Annotated in this window: 21 protein-coding genes and 1 riboswitch; of the genes, 12 read left to right on the top strand and 9 right to left on the bottom strand. The window is 70.0% G+C overall.

The genetic code is table 11. The annotated features are described in order from the left end of the window. Positions 1-40: 40 nt before the first annotated feature. Positions 41-288, bottom strand: a riboswitch (cobalamin riboswitch). A gap of 105 nt (positions 289-393) precedes the next feature. The 7 genes from AC07PU_RS13050 to AC07PU_RS13020 all read left to right on the top strand — a co-directional run bounded on the left by AC07PU_RS13050 (position 394) and on the right by AC07PU_RS13020 (position 6917). After that, a complete protein-coding gene (locus AC07PU_RS13050) occupies positions 394-2115 on the top strand; it encodes a ClcB-like voltage-gated chloride channel protein (RefSeq protein ID WP_495317948.1) in 1722 nt (573 codons plus the stop codon). A 91-nt stretch (positions 2116-2206) separates the two neighbouring features. Further along, on the top strand, positions 2207-2431 hold the full coding sequence (locus AC07PU_RS13045) for a hypothetical protein (protein WP_057594567.1): 225 nt from the start codon (positions 2207-2209) through the stop codon (positions 2429-2431). Beyond that, entirely contained in the window at positions 2428-2772 is a 345-nt protein-coding gene (locus tag AC07PU_RS13040; protein ID WP_093342354.1) for a cell division protein ZapA, read from the top strand. Before AC07PU_RS13045 ends, AC07PU_RS13040 begins: the two co-directional genes overlap by 4 nt. 573 nt (positions 2773-3345) lie before the next feature. Further along, positions 3346-4167, top strand: coding sequence for a sulfite exporter TauE/SafE family protein (locus AC07PU_RS13035; protein ID WP_203206213.1), 822 nt, complete (start codon positions 3346-3348; stop codon positions 4165-4167). A 171-nt stretch (positions 4168-4338) separates the two neighbouring features. Next, on the top strand, positions 4339-5481 hold the full coding sequence (locus AC07PU_RS13030; protein WP_495317945.1) for an FAD-dependent monooxygenase: 1143 nt from the start codon (positions 4339-4341) through the stop codon (positions 5479-5481). 13 nt (positions 5482-5494) lie between these two features. After that, a complete protein-coding gene (locus tag AC07PU_RS13025; RefSeq protein ID WP_495317943.1) occupies positions 5495-5890 on the top strand; it encodes a carboxymuconolactone decarboxylase family protein in 396 nt (131 codons plus the stop codon). Between the two features lie 37 nt (positions 5891-5927). Further along, on the top strand, positions 5928-6917 hold the full coding sequence (locus tag AC07PU_RS13020; protein ID WP_495317941.1) for a Bug family tripartite tricarboxylate transporter substrate binding protein: 990 nt from the start codon (positions 5928-5930) through the stop codon (positions 6915-6917). Positions 6918-6926: 9 nt separating this feature from the next. Here AC07PU_RS13020 and AC07PU_RS13015 read toward each other — a convergent pair whose 3' ends face one another. Continuing rightward, on the bottom strand, positions 6927-7850 hold the full coding sequence (locus tag AC07PU_RS13015; protein ID WP_495317940.1) for a LysR substrate-binding domain-containing protein: 924 nt from the start codon (positions 7848-7850) through the stop codon (positions 6927-6929). A 110-nt stretch (positions 7851-7960) separates the two neighbouring features. Between AC07PU_RS13015 and AC07PU_RS13010 the strand changes: the two genes are divergently transcribed. After that, positions 7961-8797, top strand: a complete 837-nt coding sequence (locus tag AC07PU_RS13010; protein WP_495317938.1) for an alpha/beta fold hydrolase — start codon at positions 7961-7963, stop codon at positions 8795-8797. 67 nt (positions 8798-8864) lie between these two features. Continuing rightward, the gene (locus AC07PU_RS13005; protein ID WP_093342362.1) at positions 8865-9293 is read left to right on the top strand and encodes a universal stress protein; all 429 of its coding nucleotides are present in this window, start codon (positions 8865-8867) and stop codon (positions 9291-9293) included. 3 nt (positions 9294-9296) lie between these two features. Here AC07PU_RS13005 and AC07PU_RS13000 read toward each other — a convergent pair whose 3' ends face one another. Beyond that, entirely contained in the window at positions 9297-10259 is a 963-nt protein-coding gene (locus AC07PU_RS13000; RefSeq protein WP_093342364.1) for an AraC-like ligand-binding domain-containing protein, read from the bottom strand. 179 nt (positions 10260-10438) lie between these two features. Here AC07PU_RS13000 and AC07PU_RS12995 point away from each other — a divergent pair, with 179 nt between their 5' ends. From AC07PU_RS12995 to AC07PU_RS12985, 3 genes are read left to right on the top strand one after another with little or no spacing between them, the layout of a single operon-like run. Continuing rightward, positions 10439-11443, top strand: a complete 1005-nt coding sequence (locus tag AC07PU_RS12995; RefSeq protein WP_495317935.1) for a carbon-nitrogen hydrolase family protein — start codon at positions 10439-10441, stop codon at positions 11441-11443. A gap of 22 nt (positions 11444-11465) precedes the next feature. Beyond that, positions 11466-12521, top strand: a complete 1056-nt coding sequence (locus AC07PU_RS12990) for a phenylacetaldoxime dehydratase family protein (protein WP_495317933.1) — start codon at positions 11466-11468, stop codon at positions 12519-12521. Between the two features lie 56 nt (positions 12522-12577). After that, complete coding sequence (locus AC07PU_RS12985; RefSeq protein ID WP_495317931.1) at positions 12578-14017, top strand: serine hydrolase; 1440 nt, start codon at positions 12578-12580, stop codon at positions 14015-14017. A gap of 5 nt (positions 14018-14022) precedes the next feature. On the opposite strand, the gene AC07PU_RS12980 is transcribed toward AC07PU_RS12985, so the two are convergent. From AC07PU_RS12980 to AC07PU_RS12950, 7 genes are all read right to left on the bottom strand, one after another. After that, positions 14023-15558: a malonate--CoA ligase gene (locus AC07PU_RS12980; protein WP_495317930.1), complete on the bottom strand. Its 1536-nt coding sequence runs from the start codon at positions 15556-15558 to the stop codon at positions 14023-14025. 38 nt (positions 15559-15596) lie between these two features. Further along, the gene (locus AC07PU_RS12975) at positions 15597-16400 is read right to left on the bottom strand and encodes an enoyl-CoA hydratase/isomerase family protein (protein WP_495317928.1); all 804 of its coding nucleotides are present in this window, start codon (positions 16398-16400) and stop codon (positions 15597-15599) included. Next, on the bottom strand, positions 16397-17386 hold the full coding sequence (locus tag AC07PU_RS12970; RefSeq protein ID WP_495317927.1) for a Bug family tripartite tricarboxylate transporter substrate binding protein: 990 nt from the start codon (positions 17384-17386) through the stop codon (positions 16397-16399). The genes AC07PU_RS12975 and AC07PU_RS12970 overlap by 4 nt, the downstream gene beginning before the upstream one ends. Before the next feature lie 75 nt (positions 17387-17461). Next, positions 17462-18934, bottom strand: coding sequence for a malonyl-CoA decarboxylase (locus AC07PU_RS12965; RefSeq protein ID WP_495317926.1), 1473 nt, complete (start codon positions 18932-18934; stop codon positions 17462-17464). A gap of 55 nt (positions 18935-18989) precedes the next feature. Then, on the bottom strand, positions 18990-19661 hold the full coding sequence (locus AC07PU_RS12960; protein ID WP_093342380.1) for a GntR family transcriptional regulator: 672 nt from the start codon (positions 19659-19661) through the stop codon (positions 18990-18992). A gap of 204 nt (positions 19662-19865) precedes the next feature. Beyond that, positions 19866-20720, bottom strand: a complete 855-nt coding sequence (gene lgt, locus AC07PU_RS12955; RefSeq protein ID WP_208513142.1) for a prolipoprotein diacylglyceryl transferase — start codon at positions 20718-20720, stop codon at positions 19866-19868. A gap of 87 nt (positions 20721-20807) precedes the next feature. After that, positions 20808-21077 carry a hypothetical protein gene (locus AC07PU_RS12950; protein WP_208513143.1) on the bottom strand — a complete coding sequence of 90 codons (270 nt, stop codon included), beginning with the start codon at positions 21075-21077 and terminating at the stop codon, positions 20808-20810. Between the last annotated feature and the right edge of the window lie 9 nt (positions 21078-21086).

The following is a 21086-nucleotide window of genomic DNA, read 5'->3' as shown; positions in this document are numbered from 1 at the left end:
CGCCATTGGTCCGTGCCTGCATCGACGAAGCGAAGGGCATGCGCGAACCGCCTTGTTGGCCGGTATCCGGGCTGGCAGACCGGCCCTCGCCGCCTTCCCAGGCGCCTGTTTCAGGGCGCCCAGTGGCTCGTGTGGAGAGGGTGGCGCCTTGCGGCGCCGTCTGCTTGACCGTTGCGGGGGCAGCGCAGGCGGCTTCGGTGCCGGCGCGCGGCCGGTCCCTTCACTCCTGCTTCCCGTTGAACCGCGGCGCGTGAACCACGCCGCAGGCACCAACGGGCGAGATTCTAGGCGCTGCGCCGCGCGCCTTAAGTCGAAAGTTGCGTGGGCCCGACGTTCGCCGCGCCTCGCGCACTAACATCGACAGGCTATGGGATGCCATCACCACCGCCTCGCATGACCCTGCGCTCCTCGCTGCTGCTGCGCCTGCGCTCCGCCCTGCAACGCCTGTTCGGCGTCTCGGGCTGGCAGTCGATGCTGCTGTGGTCCATCGTCGCCGGCCTGCTCGGCACGCTCGCGACCGAACTGTTCCGCGCCACGCTGCGCGGCTTCGAGCACCTGGTGCTCGGCCCCGGCGACAGCCTGGTCGCGATGGCGCGCGCGCTGCCGTGGTGGGCGCGCATCGCCTTCCCCGCCGCGGGCGGCCTCGTGGCCGGCGGGCTGCTCGTGCTCGCGAAGCGCGTCGCGGTGCGCAGCGCCACCTCCGACTACATGGAAGCGATCGTGCTCGGCGACGGCCGCATCCCGGTCACGCAGACGCTGGTGCGCAGCGCCTCCTCGCTGGTGAGCATCGGCACCGGCGGCTCGATCGGCCGCGAGGGCTCGATGGTGCAGCTCGCCGCATTGGCCGCCTCGCTGCTGGGCCGGGTGTTCCGCTTCCCGGTCGAGCGGCTGCGGCTGCTGGTGGCCTGCGGCGCGGCGGCCGGCCTCACGGCCGCGTACAACGCGCCGATCGCGGGCGCCTTCTTCGTCGCCGAGATCGTGCTCGGCTCGATCGTGATGGAGAGCGTGGGCCCGATCCTGATCGCGGCCGTGGTCGCCAACATCGTGATGCGCGCCCTGCCCGGCTACCAGCCGCCCTACCAGATGCCGGTGTTCCCCGAGCTGCATGGCGCCGAGATCCCGCTGTTCGCGCTGCTCGGCGTGCTGCTGGGCTTCGCGGCCGCGGGCTTCCTGCGCGCGCTGCAGGGCAGCCGGGCGCTGTTCGCGCGGCTGCCGTTCGCGCTGCCGTGGCGGCTCGCGCTCGGCGGGCTCGCGATGGGGCTGGTGTCGGTGCCCTGGCCCGAGGTCTGGGGCAATGGCTACAGCGTGGTCAACGCGGTGCTGCACACGCCCTGGACCTGGACCCTGATCGCGATGGTGCTCGCGGCCAAGCTGGTCGCCACGCTGGCCACGGCCGGCTCGGGCGCGGTGGGCGGCGTGTTCACGCCCGCGCTGTTCTTCGGCTGCATGGTGGGCGCGCTGTTCGGCCATGCCGCGCAGGCGCTGTGGCCGCACGCGGTGTCGGCACCCTCGGCCTACGCGGTGGTCGGCATGGGCGCCTTTCTCGCCGGGGCCACGCAGGCGCCGCTGATGGCGATCCTCATGATCTTCGAGATGACGCTCAACTACCAGGTGATGCTGCCGCTGATGCTGGCCGGCGTGATCGCCTATTTCGTCGCGCGTTCGGCCAATGCGGGCTCGATGTACGAGATCACGCTGCGCCGCCGCGAGCAGCAGGACGAGCAGTTGCGGCTGCGCGCGCTGCACATCCGCGACCTGGTGCAGCCGGCGCAGACGGTGGTCGGCCCCGAGGCCGATCGCGAGGCGATGAGCCGGCTGTTCCTGCAGCACCCGGTGAAGTACCTCTACGTGGTCGATGCGAACCAGCGCTACCTCGGCGTGGTACCGCTCTCGGCGCTCGGCACGGCCGCGGCCGAGGTGCGCGCGGCGGACCTGCTGTCGCAGGCCATCGCGCCGATCACGGCCGACACCAGCCTCGGCGAGGCGCTGCAGCGCTTCCTCGAGCACCTGGGCGAGCGGCTGCCGGTGATCGAGAGCGCGGCGAACCCGGTGCTGCTGGGCGTGGCGGCCAAGAGCGCGTTGCTCGCCACCTACGTGCGGCTCAGCGAAGTTTGATGGCGCGGCGCGCAGGCCGCAGAATGCCGTGCCAGGCGCGGCGGGTGCCCCGGAGGACCGCCGCTTTCACGGGAAACTACAATCGCGCACCATGCCCGCCTCCAGCCCCATCGACCAGATCGCCGAGCGCGTGGAACGCCTGCTCTTGCGTCACGAAGAGGTGCAGCGCACGAACGCGCTGCTGCAGGAACAGGTCGATGCGCTGACGCGCGAGCGCGATGCGCTCAAGTCGCGGCTCGCGGCGGCGCGCACGCGGCTCGATGCGCTGCTCGAGCAGCTGCCGGCCGTACCTCCCTCCGAAGATTCCCCCGCATGAAGCAGATCGAAGTTCAGATCATGGGCCAGAGCTATCTGCTCGGCTGTCCCGATGGCGGCGAAGCGCAATTGCGCGACGCGGTCGAACGCGTGGATGCGGCCATGTGCAAGATCCGCGACGCGGGCAAGGTCAAGGCGCGCGATCGCATCGCGGTGCTGGCCTCGCTGAACCTGGCCTTCGATCTCGCGGCGCAGGAGGCCACGGCGAAGGCCGCGCCGCCCGCCGAACCGACCACGGCCCCGGCCGCGGCACCCGCCGACGACGGCGCGGTCGATCCGAAGGCCACGCAACTGATCCACAAGCTCGACCAGGCACTGGCCGGCGACGGTCATCTGCTCTGAGCTGATCCGAGCATCAGCGCGCTTTCTTTCTCTCATTCGCAGAGATCGGCGCGCACTGCAAGAACTTCGATGCAAACCTGCCCGCGCCGCAGGGATTCCACCAAAAAAACCGGGAGCCGCCCCAGCGCGAAGGCGTAAAATCGTTCCTGTCTGCGGTGCGCGTTGGGCTTTATATGTCCTTGTTCCAATGCTCTACGGAGCCGGGCTTGGTATATCGCTCGACGGGTGTGATCATCTCGCGTCAGATGAACCCGAAGTCTTGCTGCCCTCGCCCACCTGAACCCCGGTTCAGGATGCGAGTCTGGCGCCCATTCGCAGACACCTATTCCTCTTCGTTGCGCTGAGTGCGCATCGAACATCGGCGATCCCCGGCATGGCGGGATCGCCCCAAGAACCCACGCTGTATCCATATCGATACATCCGATCCTGGCTGCTGCGCGACCGTGCGCGCCGGGCCGCAGCTACGTTTCAGATAGCATTGCGGCCCACCCCCCTCCCTTTTTCCCTCGAACCGAGGCCCGTTGCCATCGTTGCACGGCGCCCTTGCCTTACCCGAAAGTCCGTGGCGTGAACGTGACCAGCCTGCTCGACCCCCTCCTGATCGCCGAACTGGTCGCCCTCGGCCTCGGCACCGGTTTTCTCGCGGGCCTGCTCGGCATCGGCGGCGGCATGGTGATGGTGCCGTTCATCACGATCATCATGGGCCACCGCGGCGTGCCGGCCGACCTCGCGGTGAAGATGGCGATCGCGACCTCGATGGCCACCATCATCTTCACCTCGGTGTCGAGCGTGCGCGCGCACCACAAGCGCGGCGCGGTGCGCTGGGACATCGTCAAGCGCCTCGCGCCCGGCATCGTGATCGGCAGCCTCGTGGGCAGCCTCGGCATCTTCGCGCTGCTCAAGGGCACGGCGCTGGCGATCGTGTTCGCGCTGTTCGTGGGCTTCTCGGCCACGCAGATGTTCCTCGACCGCAAGCCCAAGCCCACGCGCCAGATGCCGGGCACCGCGGGCCAGCTCGGCGCGGGCGGCGCCATCGGCCTGGTCTCGGGCCTGGTCGGCGCGGGCGGCGGTTTCATCAGCGTGCCCTTCATGACCTGGTGCAACATCTCGATCCACAACGCGGTCGCCACCAGCGCCGCGCTGGGCTTTCCGATCGCGGTGGCCAACGTGGCCGGCTACGTGATCAGCGGCCAGACGGTGCAGGGCCTGCCGGCCGGCTCCTTCGGCTACATCTGGCTGCCCGCGCTCGCGGTGATCGCCGTGTGCAGCGTGCTGACCGCGCCGCTGGGCGCCAGGGCCGCGCACAACCTGCCGGTGAAGAAGCTCAAGCGCGTGTTCGCGAGCATCCTGTATCTGCTCGCGGCCTACATGCTCTGGAAGGGCCTGCGCGGCTGAGCGCGCGCGGCCCCCTTTCACCCTCTTTTTCTCGACGCCACGACGCGCCCGGCCGGCGCGTCGCGCGCTCGCGCGCCGCAGTTTTTCTCAACCAGCGCCAGCAAATCTCGATGGTTCGCGCCGGCCGAAAGCCGGACCATTCCGTTCATGCCAACCACACGAGGAACGGACATGAGCAAGAGACTTTCGGTCGCCATCATCGGCGCCGGCATGGGCGGCCTGGCCACGGCCGCGGCGCTGCGGCGCGTCGGCATCGACGTCATGGTCTACGAACAGGCCGAGAAATTCACCCGCCTGGGCGCGGGCATCCAGATCGGCTGCAACGCGATGCAGGTGCTGCGCGGCCTGGGCCTCGAGGCGCGCATGCGCGCCGAGGCCTTCTACCCGCGCTCGTGGAACAACAAGGACGCCTACACCGGCGAGGTGCGCTTCGACATGATCTTCGGCGAGACCGCCGAGCGGAAGTTCGGCGCGCCCTACCTGCTCGCGCACCGCGGCGACCTGCATGCCGCGCTGCACAGCGCGGTGCCCGACGAATTCATCCGCCGCGGCCACAAGCTCGCGGGCTTCTCGCAGGGCGACGGCGGTGTCGAGCTGCGCTTCGCCAACGGCGCCACCGTGCATGCCGATGCGGTGGTGGCGGCCGACGGCGTGCACTCGCTGGTCAAGGACCAGCTGTTCGGCAGGTCCGAGCCCAACTTCACGGGCCGCATCGCCTACCGCACCACCTTCTCCGCGGCGCTGCTCGGCGGCCAGGAGATCGACCAGTGCACCAAGTGGTGGGGCAAGGACCGCCACATCGTCATCTACTACGTCAAGCCCGACCGCAGCGAGGTCTACTTCGTGACCAGCCAGCCCGAGCCCGGCTTCCGGCTCGAGTCGTGGTCCACCAAGGGCGACATCCATGCGCTGCGCGAGGCCTTCGCCGACTTCCATCCGCAGGTGCGCCATGTGCTGCAGTCCTGCCCCGAGGTCCACAAGTGGGCGCTGGTCGACCGCGACCCGCTGCCGCGCTGGAGCGAGGGCAACATCACGCTGCTCGGCGATGCCTGCCACCCGATGACGCCCTACATGGCGCAGGGCGCGGCGATGGCGATCGAGGATGCGGCGGTGCTCTCGCGCTGCCTCCAGGGCACCGACCGCGACGGCGTGGCCGACGCCTTCCAGCGCTTCGAGGCCACGCGCAAGCCGCGCACCTCGAAGGTCCAGCTGACCTCGCGCACCAACACCTGGCTGCGCGACCCGCAGGACGCCGACTGGGTCTATGCCTACGACGCCTGGAACGCGCCGCTGGCCGAGGCGGCCGTGGCCTGAAGGGAGCGAAGACATGGCAGACAGGACCCACACCTCGGCGAAGTTCCAGCGCGGGCTCGCCACGCGCAAGGCGGTGCTCGGCGCCGAGTACGTCGAGAAGTCGATCGCCGAGGCCGACGACTTCAGCTGGCCGATGCAGCAGCTCACCACCGAGTACTGCTGGGACGAGATCTGGAACCGCCCGGGCCTGGACCGGCGCAGCCGCAGCCTGCTGAACCTCGGCATGATCAGCGCGCTCAACCGGCCGCACGAGCTGCGGCTGCATGTGCGCGGCGCGATCAACAACGGCATCACGCCCGCCGAGCTGCAGGAGGTGTTCCTGCAGGTCGCCATCTACTGCGGCGTGCCCGCGGCGCTCGACAGCCTGCGCAACGCGCGCGAGGTGCTCAAGGAGATGAAGCTGGCCTGAAGCTTCGCCCTTCTAAAAAAACATCGGAGACAACGCAATGGACAACCAGGCAATGCTGAGCCGCCGCGCGCTGCTCGCGCTCGCGGCCGCGTCGATGAGCACGCCGGCGCTCGCGCAGCCGGCCGCGTCACGCGGCAAGGTCACGAAGATCCTCGTGGGCTTTCCGCCGGGACAGGCCACCGACATCGTGGCGCGGCTGATGGCCGAGAAGATGCAGGCCGTGACGGGCGAGAACTACATCGTCGACAACAAGCCCGGCCAGGGCGGCAGCATCGCGATGGGCCAGCTCGCGAAGTCGCCCAACGACGGCTCGGTGATGATGCTCACGCACATGTCGGCCGTGGCCACCAACCCGCACCTCTACCGCAGCGTGCCCTACGACTCGCTCAAGGACTACGAGGCGGTGGGCCTGGTCGGCGACCTGCCCTTCGTGCTGGTGTGCCATCCCTCGCTGCCCTTCACCGACGCGCAGGGGCTGGTGGCCTATGCCAAGGCCAACCCGGGCAAGCTCACCAATGCCTCCTCGGGCAACGGCACGGTGTCGCACCTCGCGATGGAGGAGCTCAAGCGGCGCGCGGGCATCGACATCGTGCACGTGCCCTACAAGGGCAGCGCGCCGGGCCTGACCGATGTGGTCGCGGGCAATGTCTCGCTGGCGCTCGAGACCGCGGCCGGCGTGCAGGCCTTCGTGCAGGGCGGCAAGCTGCGCGCGCTGGGCGCGGCCACCGCGAGCCGGCTCGATGCGCCGCTGGCCGTGCCCACATTGATCGAGCAGGGCTTCGCCGACTTCCGCGCCTCGACCTGGCTGATGCTGCTCTACCCGGTCGGCACCTCGAGGACGCTGGTGGCCTCGACCCACGACGCGATCGCCAAGGCCATGCGCAAGCCCGAGGTGGAGCGGCGCATGCGCAGCATCGGCGCGCTGCCGCGCTACAGCGCCAGCCCCGAGGAAGCCGCGGCCTACGTCGCCAGCGAATTCAAGAGCTGGGGCGAACTGGTGCGCCGCAGCGGCGTGCAGATGGACTGAGCGGCGCGCTCAGGACGCCGGGGCCTGCGAGCGCAGCCATTGCTGCATCGAGGCCTCGGTGTCGCTGCCCTCGCGCACCAGCCATTCGCAGAAGCTCTCGGTCACCGGGTCGGCATGGGCCGTGCTCGCGAAGTAGCGCCGCTGCTTGGCGGCCAGCACACCGAAGGGCGCACATAACCGGCCCGCGATGATGTCGTCGAAGGCGAGGAACAGCGGCACCAGCGCGAGGCCCAGCCCGTCGATGGCGGCCTGCAGCGCGAAGTACATCTGCTCGAAGCGGATCGCGCCGCCGGGCTTGAGCCCGGCCACGCCGGCCGCCGCGAGCCAGTCCTCCCAGGCATAGGGCTCGGTGGCGAAGCTCACGAGCGTGTACGCGGCCAGGTCGCGCGGCTCGCGCAGCCGGCCGCCGTCGAGCAGGTCCACATGGCACACCGGCAGGATCAGTTCGCTCATGAAGGGCCGCGACACGCAATGCGGCGGCGGCTCGAGCGCGCCCGCGATCGCGATGTCGTAGCGGCCCTCGTCGAAGTTGACCGGCGCCAGCAAGGTCGTGAGCCGCAGGTCGACCTCGGGCCGCTTGCGCTGGAAGGCCGGCAGGCGCGAGAGCAGCCAGCGCATGGTGAAGGTCGGCGGCGCGTTGATGCGCAGCGCGGTCGGCACCGCCTGCTCGCGCAGCTGCATCGAGGCCACCGCCACGCGGTCGAGCGTGGCCGTCAGTTCGCCGAGGTAGAGGCGCCCGGCCTCGGTCAGCGCGAGCTGCGAGGAGGTGCGCCGGAACAGCGGCACGCCCAGCCATTCCTCGAGCAGCGCGACCTGGCGGCTGATGGCGCCGTTGGTCACGCTCAGTTCTTCCGCAGCGCGCGTGAAGCTCACGTGCCGGCCCGCGGCCTCGAAGGCACGGATCGCGTTCAGGGGTGGAAGTTTTCTCGACATGGCGGGGCGACTGTAGGCCGCGATGGGTGCAAGCGGGTTGCGTTTTTCTCAACGGGCTTCAGTTTTATTCGGTGGCGGGGCCCGGAGAACGGGCCGAGACTGGCGTCCTCATGACCACCACCCAGCATCTCTTCCTGCCGAGCGCGGCCTGCCGTGTCGCGGTTCACATCGACGGCCCCGCGGACGGCCCCGTCGTGCTGCTCGCGCACGCGATCCTTTCATCCTCCGTTCTGTGGCGCCGCCAGGCCGAATGGCTGGCCGCCGAGGGCTGGCGCGTGCTGCGGCCCGACACGCGCGGCCATGGCCGGTCGGAGGCGCCCTCGCCGCCCTCACCGCCATCACTGCCCTGGCGCATGGGCGACCTGGCGCGCGACGTGGTCGAGGTCCTCGATGCGCTCGACATCCGCGCGGCGCACTACGTCGGGCTCTCGCTGGGCGGCATGTGCGGCTTCGCGCTGGCCGAACGGTATCCCGAACGCCTGGCCAGCCTGTGCCTGTGCGACTGCCGCGCCGACGCGCCCGCGGCCTTCGCGCAGCCCTGGGACGAACGCATCGCGCTCGTCGAGGCCCAGGGCTGCGAAGCGCTCGCGGGCCCGACCATCGAGCGCTGGCTGGGCCGCGGCTTCATCGAGGCCCATCCCGCCACGGCACAGGCCCTGCATGCGGCCGCGGCCGGCACGTCGCGCGCGGGCATGGTCGGCTGCGCGCGCGCGATCCAGCAACTCGACCACCGCGCGGCCGCGCGGGGCATCCGCGTGCCCACGACCTTGATCGCCGGCGCCAACGACGGCGGCCTGCCCGATGCGATGCGCGAGCTGCAGGCCGAGATCCCCGGCGCCTCGCTGGAGATCGTTCCCGACGCGGGCCACCTGCCGAACATCGACCAGCCCGAGCGCTTCGATGCCGCGCTGCGCGCCCACCTGCGGCGCGCACGGCAGGCGGCCTGAGCCGCAAGCACCCGCAAACGGTGTTGACTTCGTTGCGGCGGCCCGGTGCGGGTCCTATAACGGACGCATGAAAATCCTCATCGCCGCCGACGGCAGCGCCTTCACCCAGAAGGCCCTCGCCTACCTGATCGCCCATCGCAACATGTTCGTGGATGGCCACGAGCTCGTGGTGGTCCATGTCTGCACCGGCATCTCGGCCAACGTGGCGCGCCACCTCAGCAAGGAGGCGGTCGCCGACTACTACGCCGAGGAAAGCGCCAAGGTGGTCGACCCGGTGAAGCAATACTTCGCCGACAACGGCGTGTCGAACTTCCGCATCGACGCGCGCCACGGCCACGTGGCCGAGGAGATCCTCAAGGCGGCCGCTGCCGCGCAGGCCGAGCTGATCGTGCTCGGCACGCATGGCCATGGCCTGTTCGGCCGCGCACTGATGGGCTCGGTGGCGACCAAGGTGGTGGCCGAGACCGACATCTCGGTGCTGCTGGTCCAGCAGTAGGGTCTACTGCACGCGCTGCTGCCGCCACTCGCGCGGCGAGCAGCCGAAGCGCTCCTTGAACGCGCGGCTGAAATGCGCCGCGTCGTTGAAGCCGCGGCCATAGGCGATCTCGGCCACCGGCCGGCCGGCGAGGCGCGGCTCGAGCAGGTCGCGGCTGCAGGCCTCGAGCCGCCGCTCCCAGATGTACTGCGCGGGCGTCAGCGGCTCGCTCTTGAAGACACGGTGGATCTGGCTGGCCGACACGCCGAGCTCGGCCGCGAGGCTGCCCACCGACAGCGCGGGATCGCCGAGCTGTTCCTCGATGCGCCGCTTCACGCGCGCGAGGTGGTAGGCCGTGAGGCTGCTGAGCGAGGGCGCGCTGGCGGCAGGCAGGGTCTGCAGCCCCGCCACCAGGATGTTCTGCACGCCATTGGCCACCGCGAGCGCCGAGGCCGGCTGCAGCGTCTCGATGTCCTCGCGCAGGGTGCGGATCATGCCCAGCAGCAGGTGGCCCGCGCCCTGGCGGCCCGACACGGTGGTGGCCGTGAGCGCCTGCGTCTCGCGCAGCTCGCTGCGCAGCCGGTCGCCGGGCAGCTTGAGCACGATCTGCTCGAAGCGGTCGTCGAACAGCAGCTGGTAGGGCCGCGTGCTGTCGTAGAGCGCGAAGTCGCCGGCCTCGAGCACCGCGTCGCGCCCGTCCTGGCGCACCACGCCGCGGCCCTGGGCCTGGATGCTCACGAGGAAGTAGTCGTCGCCCGAGCGCGCGATGTGGCCCGAGGTGCGCAGCACCTTCTGCGGGCCCGAGCGCACCACCGACACGTCGAGCCCGGGCAGCGTGTGCTGGCGGATGCTGCCCTCGAAGTCCTCGGACTCGTCGGGCCGCACCGGATCGCAACCGAGCTGCACATAGACGTTGCAGATCATGTCGGTCCAGTAGGCCAGCCGCTGCGAGCGCGCAACGGCATCGGTGCTGAGCAGCGTGTTCATCGGTGGGGCCTCGAGGGAGGGAGACGGCGGGGCATGCGACACAGGAACAAGAACGGTGCAAGTTGCGGTCAAGGCGTTCGCAGGCGGCGAATTTACGCTTCAAGCAACCCGCATGCCACCGCGCAAACCCGCGCCACGGCCTCGCGGCGAATCCACGTTCTCCACCGAAAGGCCCCGCCATGCCCACCACCGTTCATCCCAAGCTCCGCGTCGCCGCCGTGCAGGCCGCGCCCGTGTTCCTCGACCTCGACGGCACCATCGACAAGACCATCGCCCTGATGGCGCAGGCCGCCGCGCAGGGCGTGAAGCTGATCGCCTTTCCCGAGACCTGGATCCCCGGCTACCCCTGGTGGATCTGGCTCGACTCGCCGGCCTGGGGCATGCAGTTCGTGCAGCGCTACCACGACAACTCGCTGGTGATCGGCTCAGTGGAGTTCGAGCGCCTGCAGGCGGCCGCGCGCCAGCATTCGATCTGGCTCTCGTTCGGCTTCAGCGAGAAGGCCGCGGGCAGCCTCTACATCGCGCAGGCGCTGATCGACGATCAGGGCCAGGTGGCGCAGACGCGCCGCAAGCTCAAGCCCACGCACGTGGAGCGCACCGTGTTCGGCGAAGGCGACGGTGCCGACCTGCACGTGGTGCCCACCGCCATCGGCAACATCGGCTCGCTGTGCTGCTGGGAACACCTGCAGCCGCTGAGCAAGTACGCGATGTATTCGCAGAACGAGCAGATCCACTGCGCCGCGTGGCCCAGCTTCTCGCTCTACCGCGGCGCGGCCAACGCGCTGGGCGCCGAGGTCAACAACGCCGCGAGCCAGGTGTATGCGGTCGAGGGCGGCTGCTTCGTGCTCGCGCCCTGCGCCACGGTGTCGAAGGCGATGAGCGAACTGATGTGCACCGATGCCGGCAAGCAGCAGATGCTGGGCGTCGGTGGCGGCCATGCGCGCATCTACGGGCCCGACGGCTCGGCCCTGGGCACGCCGCTGCCCGATACCGAGGAAGGCCTGGTGATCGCCGACATCGACCTCGGGATGATCTCGCTCGCGAAGGCCGCGGCCGATCCGAGCGGCCACTACTCGCGCCCGGACGTCACGCAGCTGCTGCTCAACAAGACGCGCCGTGAGCCCGTGGTGGTGCAGCTCACGCCCGTGCCCGAAGGCAACGCGGCCGAGCCGGTCGAGGCCTGAGCGCGCACGAAGGAGCCGCGCCATGGAATCCGCCATCGACGAGCACCTGAGGTGCCCGCGCACGCGCACCCGCCGCGTGGAGGACGACTACACACCGCCCTACCCCGTCTGGTCGGCCCGCGCCGACCGCGCGGTCACGCAGGTGGTGATGGGCTACTTCGGCGTGCAGTCACTCGGCGCCGCGCAGCAGGGCCGCGCCTGCGCCGCGCTGATGCGCATCGCGCGCGACTTCGCGCGGCCCGACGGCCCGCTGCACCACGACCTCACGCACTATGTCGATGCCGAGGGCCACGACAACATGATCGCGATCGCCTACTGGACCGACCCGGCGGCCTTCGCGCGCTGGAGCGCGACGCCCGAGATCGACGGCTGGTGGCAATCGGACGAGCGGCTGCACGAGGGCCTGGGCTATTTCCGCGAGATCGTGTCGCCGCGCGTGCAGCACTTCGAGACCATGTTCAACACGCCCGACCGGCTCGAGGGCATCGGCGTGGCCATGGGCGGCGTGAGCGGCGAGCTGCAGGAGCATGGCTACTGGGGATCGATGCGCGACCGCATCCCGCTGTCGCAGACCGATCCGATGTCGCCCTCGGGCACGCGCGCGGCGATCGGCGACGCGCCCGCGCCGGGCCGGCGCGTGCGCATCGCGGGCCATGAACACGTCGCGATGATCCGCTCGGGCCAGGAATGGACCGACACCACCGGCCAGGAGCGCACGCTCTACCTCGAGGAGATGGAGCCGGTGCTGCGCGAGGGCATGGACTTCCTGCGCGACCAGGGCCTGGCGATCGGCTGCTACAGCAACCGCTACATGCAGCATCTCGATGCGCAGGGCGCGCCGCTGCAGAAGTCCTTCGGCCTGAGCTTCTGGCGCTCGCTGGCCGACATGGAGCGCTGGGCCGAATCGCATCCGACCCATGTGGCGATCTTCGGCAGCTTCATGCGTTACGTGCAGGCGCTGAACTTCCAGCTGCAGCTGCGCGTGTACCACGAGGTGTCGGTGCTCAAGGCCGACGAGCAGCGCTACGAATACGTCAACTGCCATGCGCGCACGGGACTGATGAACGGCATGGGTTGAGAGCGCCGCATGACGGATGCCTTAGGATTCGCGCCCCGAACCCTAGGACCCCGATCATGTGGCGCGAATTCGAAAGCCTCGTCGAAAGCTCGATGAAGGAATGGAAGATCCCGGGGCTCGCGCTCGCGGTGATCGAAGATGGCGAGGTCTCGCTGCTGAAGGGCTATGGCGTGCGCGACCTGCGCGGCAACGAGCCCGTGACCGCCGACACGCAGTTCCTGCTGTGCTCGATCACCAAGTCCTTCACCGCGGCCGGGCTCGGCCTGCTGGTCGACGAGGGCCGGCTCGCCTGGAGCCGGCCGGTGCGCGAAGTCATTCCGGAGTTCCGGCTGCACGATGCGGTGGCGACCGCGCAGCTCACCGTGCGCGACCTTTTGAGCCACCTCAGCGGCCTGCCGCGCCACGACTGGCTGCACATGCCGGCCGACCTGACGAGCGCGCAGATGCTGCCGCTGCTGCGCCACCTGGTGCCGAGCCGCGAACTGCGCGAGGCCTTCCAGTACTCGAACCTCGGCTACATGGTCGCGGGCATCGTGATCGAGCGCCTCAGCGGACAGGGATGGCAGGACTTCGTGACCGAGCGGCTGCTCAAACCGCTGGGCTTCACGCACTACGGCTTCGGCATCGACGCGCTGGTGGCGGCCGCCGATGCGGCCCGCCCGCACACCATGGTCGAGGGCGATCCCGTGCCGGCGCAGCTGTGGCCGGTGCCGACGGCCGCAGGCGGCGGGCTCAATGCCAGCGCCGCCGATCTCGCGAAGTGGATGCGCTGCCTGCTCGACGAAGGCCGCGTGGGCGACACACCGCTGCTGTCGGCCAAGACGGTGCGCGAGATGGGCATGCCGCGCGCCTGGATGTCGCGCTCCGAACATGCGGAGATCGGCGATTCGCATTACGGCCTGGGCCTGTTCTGCGAGAACTACCGCGGCGACCGCACGCTCGCGCATTCGGGCTCGTGGTTCGGCTGGGCCACGCTGATGACCGTGGTGCTCTCGCGCCGCGCGGGCGTGGCGGTGCTGACCAACCGCGCGCCGGGCGCCGTGACCTCGATCCTGACCTTCGCGGCGCTCGATCGCATCGCGGGCCGCGAGCCGGTCGACTGGTTCCAGCGGCTGCTCACGAGGCGCCGCGCGGACCTGGTGCAGCAGCGGGTCGACGAGAAGGCGCGCACGGACCGGCGCCGCACCGGCACGCAGCCCAGCCATGCGCTCGAGGAATATGCGGGCCGCTACGAGCATCCGGCCTACGGCTGCATCGAGATCGCGCACGAGGGCGACCACCTCGCCTGGCACTGGCGCGGCGCCGCCGGCGCGCTCACGCACTGGCACTACGACATGTTCGTCACGCCGGACCGGCCGACGGTGTTCCACCCCGACAACCTCGCGCTGAGCTTTCTCTACGACCGCGCGGGCCGCATCGACCGCATCGCGGTGCCCTTCGAGCCGATGGTGGAGGACATCGTGTTCAGGCGCGCGAAGGACGCGCCCGAGGCCTGAAAAAACTAGGCGAACAAGTCCTTGTGCTCGCCGCGCAACAGCGCCTTCTGCACCTTGCCCATGGTGTTGCGCGGCAGCTCCGGCACGATGAAGCAGCGCTTCGGGATCTTGAAGTTCGCGAGCCTGGCCTTGAGTTCGGCCACGATCGCATCGCCATCGAGCGTGGCGCCGGGCTTGGCGATGACGATCGCCACGCCGACCTCGCCGAAATCGGGGTGCGGCACGCCGACCACCGCGCTCTCGGCCACGCCGGCCATCTCGTTGATGTAGCCCTCGATCTCGGCCGGATAGACGTTGTAGCCGCCGCTGATGATCAGGTCCTTGCTGCGCCCGACGATGGTGATGTAGCCGCGGCCGTCGATCTTGCCCACGTCGCCGGTCTTGAAGAAGCCGTCGGCCGTGAACTCCTCCTTGGTCTTCTCGGGCATGCGCCAGTAGCCCGCGAACACGTTGGGGCCGCTGACCTCGATGCCGCCGATCTCGTCGGTGGTGCAGTCGCGGCCCTGGTCGTCGCGCACGCGCAGTTGCACGCCCGGCAGCGCGAAGCCGACGGTACCGCCGCGGCGCTCGCCCTGCTCGGGGCGGTAGGGGTTCGAGGTCAGCATGATGGTCTCGCTCATGCCGTAGCGCTCGAGGATGGTGTGGCCGGTGCGCTCGCGCCACTCGTCGAAGGTCTCGATCAAGAGCGGCGCGGAACCCGCGACGAACAGCCGCATGTTGCGCACCGCCTCGCGCGTGAGGCCGGGCTCGGCCAGCAGGCGCACGTAGAGCGTGGGCACGCCCATGAACACGGTGGCCTCGGGCAGCTTCGCGGCGATGCGCTTGGGATCGAACTTGGAGAACCAGAGGATCTTGCTGCCGTTGAGCAGCGCGCCGTGCAGCGCCACGAACAGGCCGTGCACGTGGAAGATCGGCAGCGCATGGATCAGCACGTCGCCCTCGGTCCAGCCCCAGTAGTCCTTGAGTACCTCGGCATTCGACAGCAGGTTGCCGTGCGTGAGCATCGCGCCCTTGCTGCGGCCGGTGGTGCCGCTGGTGTAGAGGATCGCGGCCAGGTCGTCGGCCGACTTCGTGGCCGGCTTGTGCACGTCGCTGCAGCTGGCCGCGACCTCGAGCAGGGTGCCGCTGCGGTCGTCGTCGAGCGTGAACACGTGGCGGGTGCCGGCGGCCGTGGCCAGCGGCGCCACCCAGGCCGCGTTGCGACTGGTGCAGACCACCACGGCGGGCTCGGCGTTGCCGATGAAGTACTCGATCTCGGCGCTCTGGTAGGCGGTGTTGAGCGGCAGGAACACATAGCCCGCGCGCAGGGTGGCGAGGTACAGCAGCATCGCCTCGACCGACTTCTCGACCTGCACCGCGATGCGCGCGCCCTTCTCGAGCTTCAGCGCGTCGAGCAGGTTGGCGATCATCGCGCTCGCGCGGTCGAGGTCGCGCCACGAGTACGCGAGGCCGTTGTCGGTCTCGACCGCGATGGCATCGAGGTCGGCGGGAAAGGCCGCGCGCAGGGCGGCGAACAGGTTGGCGTTGGCGGTCTTCTTCATCGGTCGGACTTCACAGGAGGCGGGAAACGAAAGGCGGGTCAGAAATCGGGCGCGCGCTTGGCGAGGAAGGCGGCGATGCCTTCGCGGTGCTCGGCCGAGTCGGCGTAGTCGTAGGCGGTGGCGACCAGCGCGTCGACCGGCTCCACCTCGGGCGGCGCGATGTTGGCGCCGGTCACGGCATGGTGCAGCACGGCGAAGGTGCGCTTGTGCATGCGCGCGGTCTGCGGCGCGAGCCGCGCGATGCGCTCTGCATGCGCCTCGGCCGCGGCGGCCACCTCGGCATCGGGCAGCACCGAGAGCAGGAAACCCGCGTGGTAGAGCCGCGTGGCGTCGTGCACGCCCGCGGCCAGCAGCATGTCGCGCGCCAGCGTGTCGCCGATGGCGCCATGCACCAGCGCGGCCTCGCGCGGCGCCATCGGAAAACCGAGCTTCGCGATCGGCGCGCCGAATTTCGACGAGGTACCCGCGAGGCGGATGTCGCAGCAGCTCGCGATCTCGATGCCCGCGCCCATGCAGGCGCCCTCGATCTGCGCGACCAGCGGCAGCGGGCAGTCGAGCAGCGCCTGCAGCGCGGCCCAGACCTCGTTCTCGTGGAATTCGCGCAGGCTCGCAGCCTCGAAGCGGAACGACGGGTACTCGGAGATGTCGCCGCCCGCGCAGAAGGCGCCGCCCTCCCCGCGCACGATCACGCAGCGCAGTGCCGGGTCGGCGCCGAGGCCGGCCACCAGCGCGCGCAGCTCGCGCCACATCGCGCGCGTCATCGCGTTCAGGCGTGCCGGGTTCGACAGCGTGAGGAACGCGAGCGCGCCCTCGCGGCGCAGGCCGACGCTGCCCGCGCTCATTCGAGCTTGGCGCCCGAGGCCTTGACCACGGCGGCCCAGCGCTTGATCTCCGAATTGACGAAGCCGCCGTACGCGGCCATGGTCAGGTTCGGGATCTCGGAGCCGTTCTGCGCCCAGATGGCCTTGAGCTCGTCGCTCGCGAGCGATTTCTTCATGTCCTCGACCACCTTGGCCTGCACGTCGGCGGGCGTGCCCTTGGGCGTCCAGAGGCCGTACCAGGTGGTCACGGTGTAGTCGGGCAGGCCCACCTCGGCCGCGCAGGGCACGTCGGGGAAGGCCGGGTTGCGCTTGGCGCCCGCGACCATCAGCGCCTTGATGCGGCCGCTCTTGATGTGCTGCGCCGAGGAGCCGAGGCCGTCGAACATCAGGTCGACGTTGCCCGAGATCAGGTCGGCCAGCGCCGGGCCCGCGCCGCGGTACGGGATGTGGGTGATGAAGGTGCCGGTCTGGATCTTGAACAGCTCGCCCGCCAGGTGGTGCGAGGTGCCCGCGCCGGCCGAGCCGTAGTTGAACTTGCCGGGGCTGCGCTTCACCAGCGCGATGAATTCCTGGATGGTCGCGGCGGGCACGCGCTTGGGATTGACCACCACCACCTGCGGCACGTTGGCCAGCAGCATCAGCGGCACGAAGTCCTTCTCGATGTCGTAGTCGAGCTTGGGATAGATCGAGGGCGCGATCGCGTGGTGCACTGCGCCCATGAACAGCGTGTAGCCGTCGGCCGGCGCCTTGGAGGCGATGCTCGCGCCCAGCGTGCCGCCCGCGCCGCCGCGGTTGTCGATCACCAGGGTCTGGCTCGTGAGCTTGGCGAACTGACCCGACAGCGGACGCGCGAAGGCGTCGGTGCCGCCGCCGGCCGGGAACGGCACGATCATGTTGACCGGCTTGGTCGGCCAGTTGCTCTGCGCGATCGCGGCGCCGCCGCACAGAACCGCCGCGCCCGCAGCCGCCAGGCGCAACACGTCGCGCCGCTGAAAACTCTGGTTCATCTGTCTCATCTCCTGTCGTTGTGGATCGCCGCGCGAGCGACGGCCGGCGCTGTGTGCGCCGGGCTTTGGGCCCGGTCAGGCCTTCTTGAAAAACAGACTGTCGACGTCCCCCGACACGGCCACCTTGCCCTCGGCGAGCCAGTCGCGGTGCCGGTCGAGACGCTTGAGATCGTAAAGGTAGTTCACCATGAGGCCATAGGACTGCTTCTGTCCCTTGGGCGACGGATCGCCGGCCCAGTTGAGGCGCTCGACGCGCGCGCCGTTGCCCAGGTGGAAGCGCGCGACCGGGTCGGCCGGCGTGCCGTCGACCAGCGAGCGGCCCAGGTACTCGGCCGCGCACTGCAGCAGCCACTGGCGCAGCGGCGACTTGGCGTCCAGGCTCGCGGCGGCATCGACGGCGGCCAGCAGCCGGTCGGCCGTGGGCGGCAGCGAGCCCACGAGCCGGCCGATCTCGGCGGCGCGCTTCTCGTCGAGGCGCGCGACCATGTCGGGCGCGTTCTTCGCGAGCCAGGTGCGAAAGCCCGGGATCGGCGACAGCGTGGCGAAGGTCTTGAGCCGCGGCAGCTCGTCCTGCAGGGTCTCGACCACGCGCTTGATCAGCGAGTCGCCGAAGCTCACGCCGCGCAGGCCGTTCTGCGTATTGCTGATCGAATAGAAGATCGCGGTGGTGGCGCGTGCCGGCGGCACCGGCACGGCGGCCTCGTCGAGCAGCGGCGTGATGCCGTCGCTCACGCGGTCGACCAGCGCCACCTCGACGAAGATCAGCGGCTCGTTGGGCAGCCGCGGATGGAAGAAGCCGTAGCAGCGGCGGTCGCTGTCGTCGAGCCGGTTCTTCACGTCGTTCCAGCTCTTGATGTCGTGCACCGCCTCGTAGCGGATCAGCTTCTCGATCAGCGAGGCCGGCGAGTTCCAGTCGATGCGGCGCAGCTCGAGGAAGGCGACGTCGAACCAGGTCGAGAACAGCTGCTCGAGCTCGGCGTCGAGCGCGAGCAGGCGGCGGTCGCCCTTGAGGCCGGGCAGCAGCTCGGCGCGCAGGTCGACCAAAAAGCGCATGCCCGCGGGCTCGACCGCGAAGCGCTGCAAGAGGCGCATGCGCGGCGACACCAGCGCGCGGCGCAGCTTGAGCTCGGCCTGGCCCTCGTCGGGCGTGCCGACGGCGGCCTGGTGCTGGTCGCGCGCAGTCTTGAGCTTTTGCGCGTCGGCGGCGAAATGCTCGCTCATCAGGGCCCAGAAATCGCGCCGCTCCTCGGGCGTGGCGGCTGCGTATTCGACCGCGATGGCATGGGCGCGGCGGCCGCCTTCGACCTCGCTCACGCGCGGGTCGATCACCGACTGCATGGCGGCCAGCACGCGGCGCAGCGCGCGCGGCGACAGCGCCTCGTCGGCCTTGCGCAGGGTGGCCTCGAGCCGCTCGGCGGTGGTGCGGGCGCTGGGCTTGGGGGCCGACTTGGCGGCGCCCTTGGCGGGGGCGTCGGAGGCCACCGGCACCTTGCGTTCGTTCTTGTCGCCCGTGCGCAATCGCGCCTGGAACCATTCGGTCGCACTCATCGTGGATGCACTCCCATGCAGAAAGAAAAAGACGAGGAAGAGGTGGCGGCGCGCTTCATGGCATGACCCGCGATTTCTGCTGGTTGCGCATCACCTCGCGCAGCGCCTCGCGCTGGCGCGTCATGTGGGTGCGCATCGCGGCATCGGCGCCTTCGCTGTCGCGCGCCTTGAGCGCCGCGAACACCGCGAGATGCTCCGACAGGCTCTGCTCGAGCCGCCCCGGCGCATGCAGCTGCTGCTGGCGCGCGAGCTTGAGGATCTTGCGCAGGTCGCCGATCACCTGGGCCAGCCACTTGTTGTCGGCCAGCTGGATGATGGCTTCGTGGATCAGGTGGTTGGTGGCGTAGTAGTCGTTGATGCGCTTGGCCTTGGCGTGGCGCACCAGCCGCTCGTGCAGGGCGTCGAGCTCGTGCAGCTCGGCATCGCTGGCGTTGCGCGCCGCCTCGAAGGCACAGCGGCCCTCGAGCAGCGCGATGACCGGGAAGATCTCGTCGAGGTCGCGCTCGGTCACCTCGCGCACGAAGCAGCCGCGGCGCGGCTCGTGGCGCAGCAGGCCTTCGGCCGTGAGCACCTTGAGCGCCTCGCGCAGCGGCGTGCGCGAGATCGACAGCCGCTCGCACAGCGCGACCTCGTCGACGAAGCTGCCGGGCGCCAGGGTGCCGTCGAAGATTTGCTCGCGCAGCGTGGTGGCGACTTCGTCGTGCAGGGAGTTGTGGACCAGGCGCATGGCGGGTTCGATCGCGTAATTTCCTATAATTACGCGTAATTCTGAGCCTGGACGCGAAGCAGCGCAAGGGCCGCGCGTGAAACGCGGGGCTCCGGACTTACCCTGGTCAAACGATAGGTTGCGTGGCCGGCGGTGCGGCACGCAGGGGGAGCAGCGAGTGCGGGACGGGGCGGTGCCCCGCCCTCCCCACCTCCCGGTGCGGCGTCAGGCCTTGCTCGCGACCGGCACGGCCTGCTCGCGGCGCGAGGCCCAGACCCACAGCGCGATGCCGCCCAGGATCATCGGCACGCAGAGCCACTGGCCCTGGCTCAGGTCGAGCGCGCGCAGGCCCAGCTCGTTGCCCGGGTGGGCAAAGATCTTGTCGGGCTCGCGGAAGAACTCGGCGATGAAACGGAAGATGCCGTAGCCGACCAGGAAGGCGGCCGACACCTGGGCCTGCTTGCGCGGCTTGCGCGCGTAGAGCCACAGCAGCACGAACAGCAGCAGCCCCTCGAGCAGGAACTGGTAGACCTGCGAGGGATGGCGCGGCAGCATCGAGCCGCTCTGCGGGAACACCATGCCCCAGGGCAGGTCGGGGCTGCTGAAGCGGCCCCAGAGTTCGCCGTTGATGAAGTTGCCCACGCGCCCCGCCGCGAGGCCGGTGGGCACGCAGGGCGCGACGAAGTCCATCACCTGCCAGAACGGCCGCGCGCGCGAACGCGCGAACCAGACCATGGCCGCGATCACGCCGAGCATGCCGCCGTGGAAGCTCATGCCGCCTTCCCAGACCTTGAAGATCTCGAGCGGGTTGAACAGATAGAACTCGGGCCGGTAGAACAGGCAGTAGCCGAGCCGTCCGCCGACGATGACGCCGACCACGCCGAGGAACAGGATGTCCTCGATGTCCTTGCGCTGCCAGGCCCCGGCGCCCACCAGGCTGCGATAGGGCTCGTGCCCGAGCCGGCGCGTGCCGAGGAAATAGAACAGCGCGAAGGCCGCCAGGTAGGTCAGGCCGTACCAGTGGATGGCGATCGGCCCGAGCTGCAGGGCGATGGGATTGATCTGCGGATACATGAGCATCCGCGGATTGTGCCCGCGCCGCATGACGCGGCCGGGGGCGTGGGGGCATCCGGGCACGCGGCCCGGCGCCCCACCACCCTCAGGCGCTCAGCGCCCGAATTTCCACCACACCAGGCCGGCCACCGCGGCCGGCACGGCGAACACCAGCAGGAAGATCGGCAGCTCCTCGGCCACGCTGTAGCCGGCCTCGATCACCCCCACCGCCATGTTGATGCCGGCGCCGATGAACCAGGCCGGCACGAACCACATCGCGGCCGTGCTCAGGGCCGCGTCGCCGCTGCCGCCCAGCACGCGGCCGGCCAGCAGGAAAAGGGCCAGCAGCACGAAGCCGCTGCCCATCACGATGAGCGTATGCATCGCTTGCCC

This window comes from Variovorax sp. GW821-FHT10D07, assembly GCF_059415325.1.
Note: the sequence above shows the minus strand (reverse complement) of the source record. Positions and strands in the feature narration are given on the sequence as shown.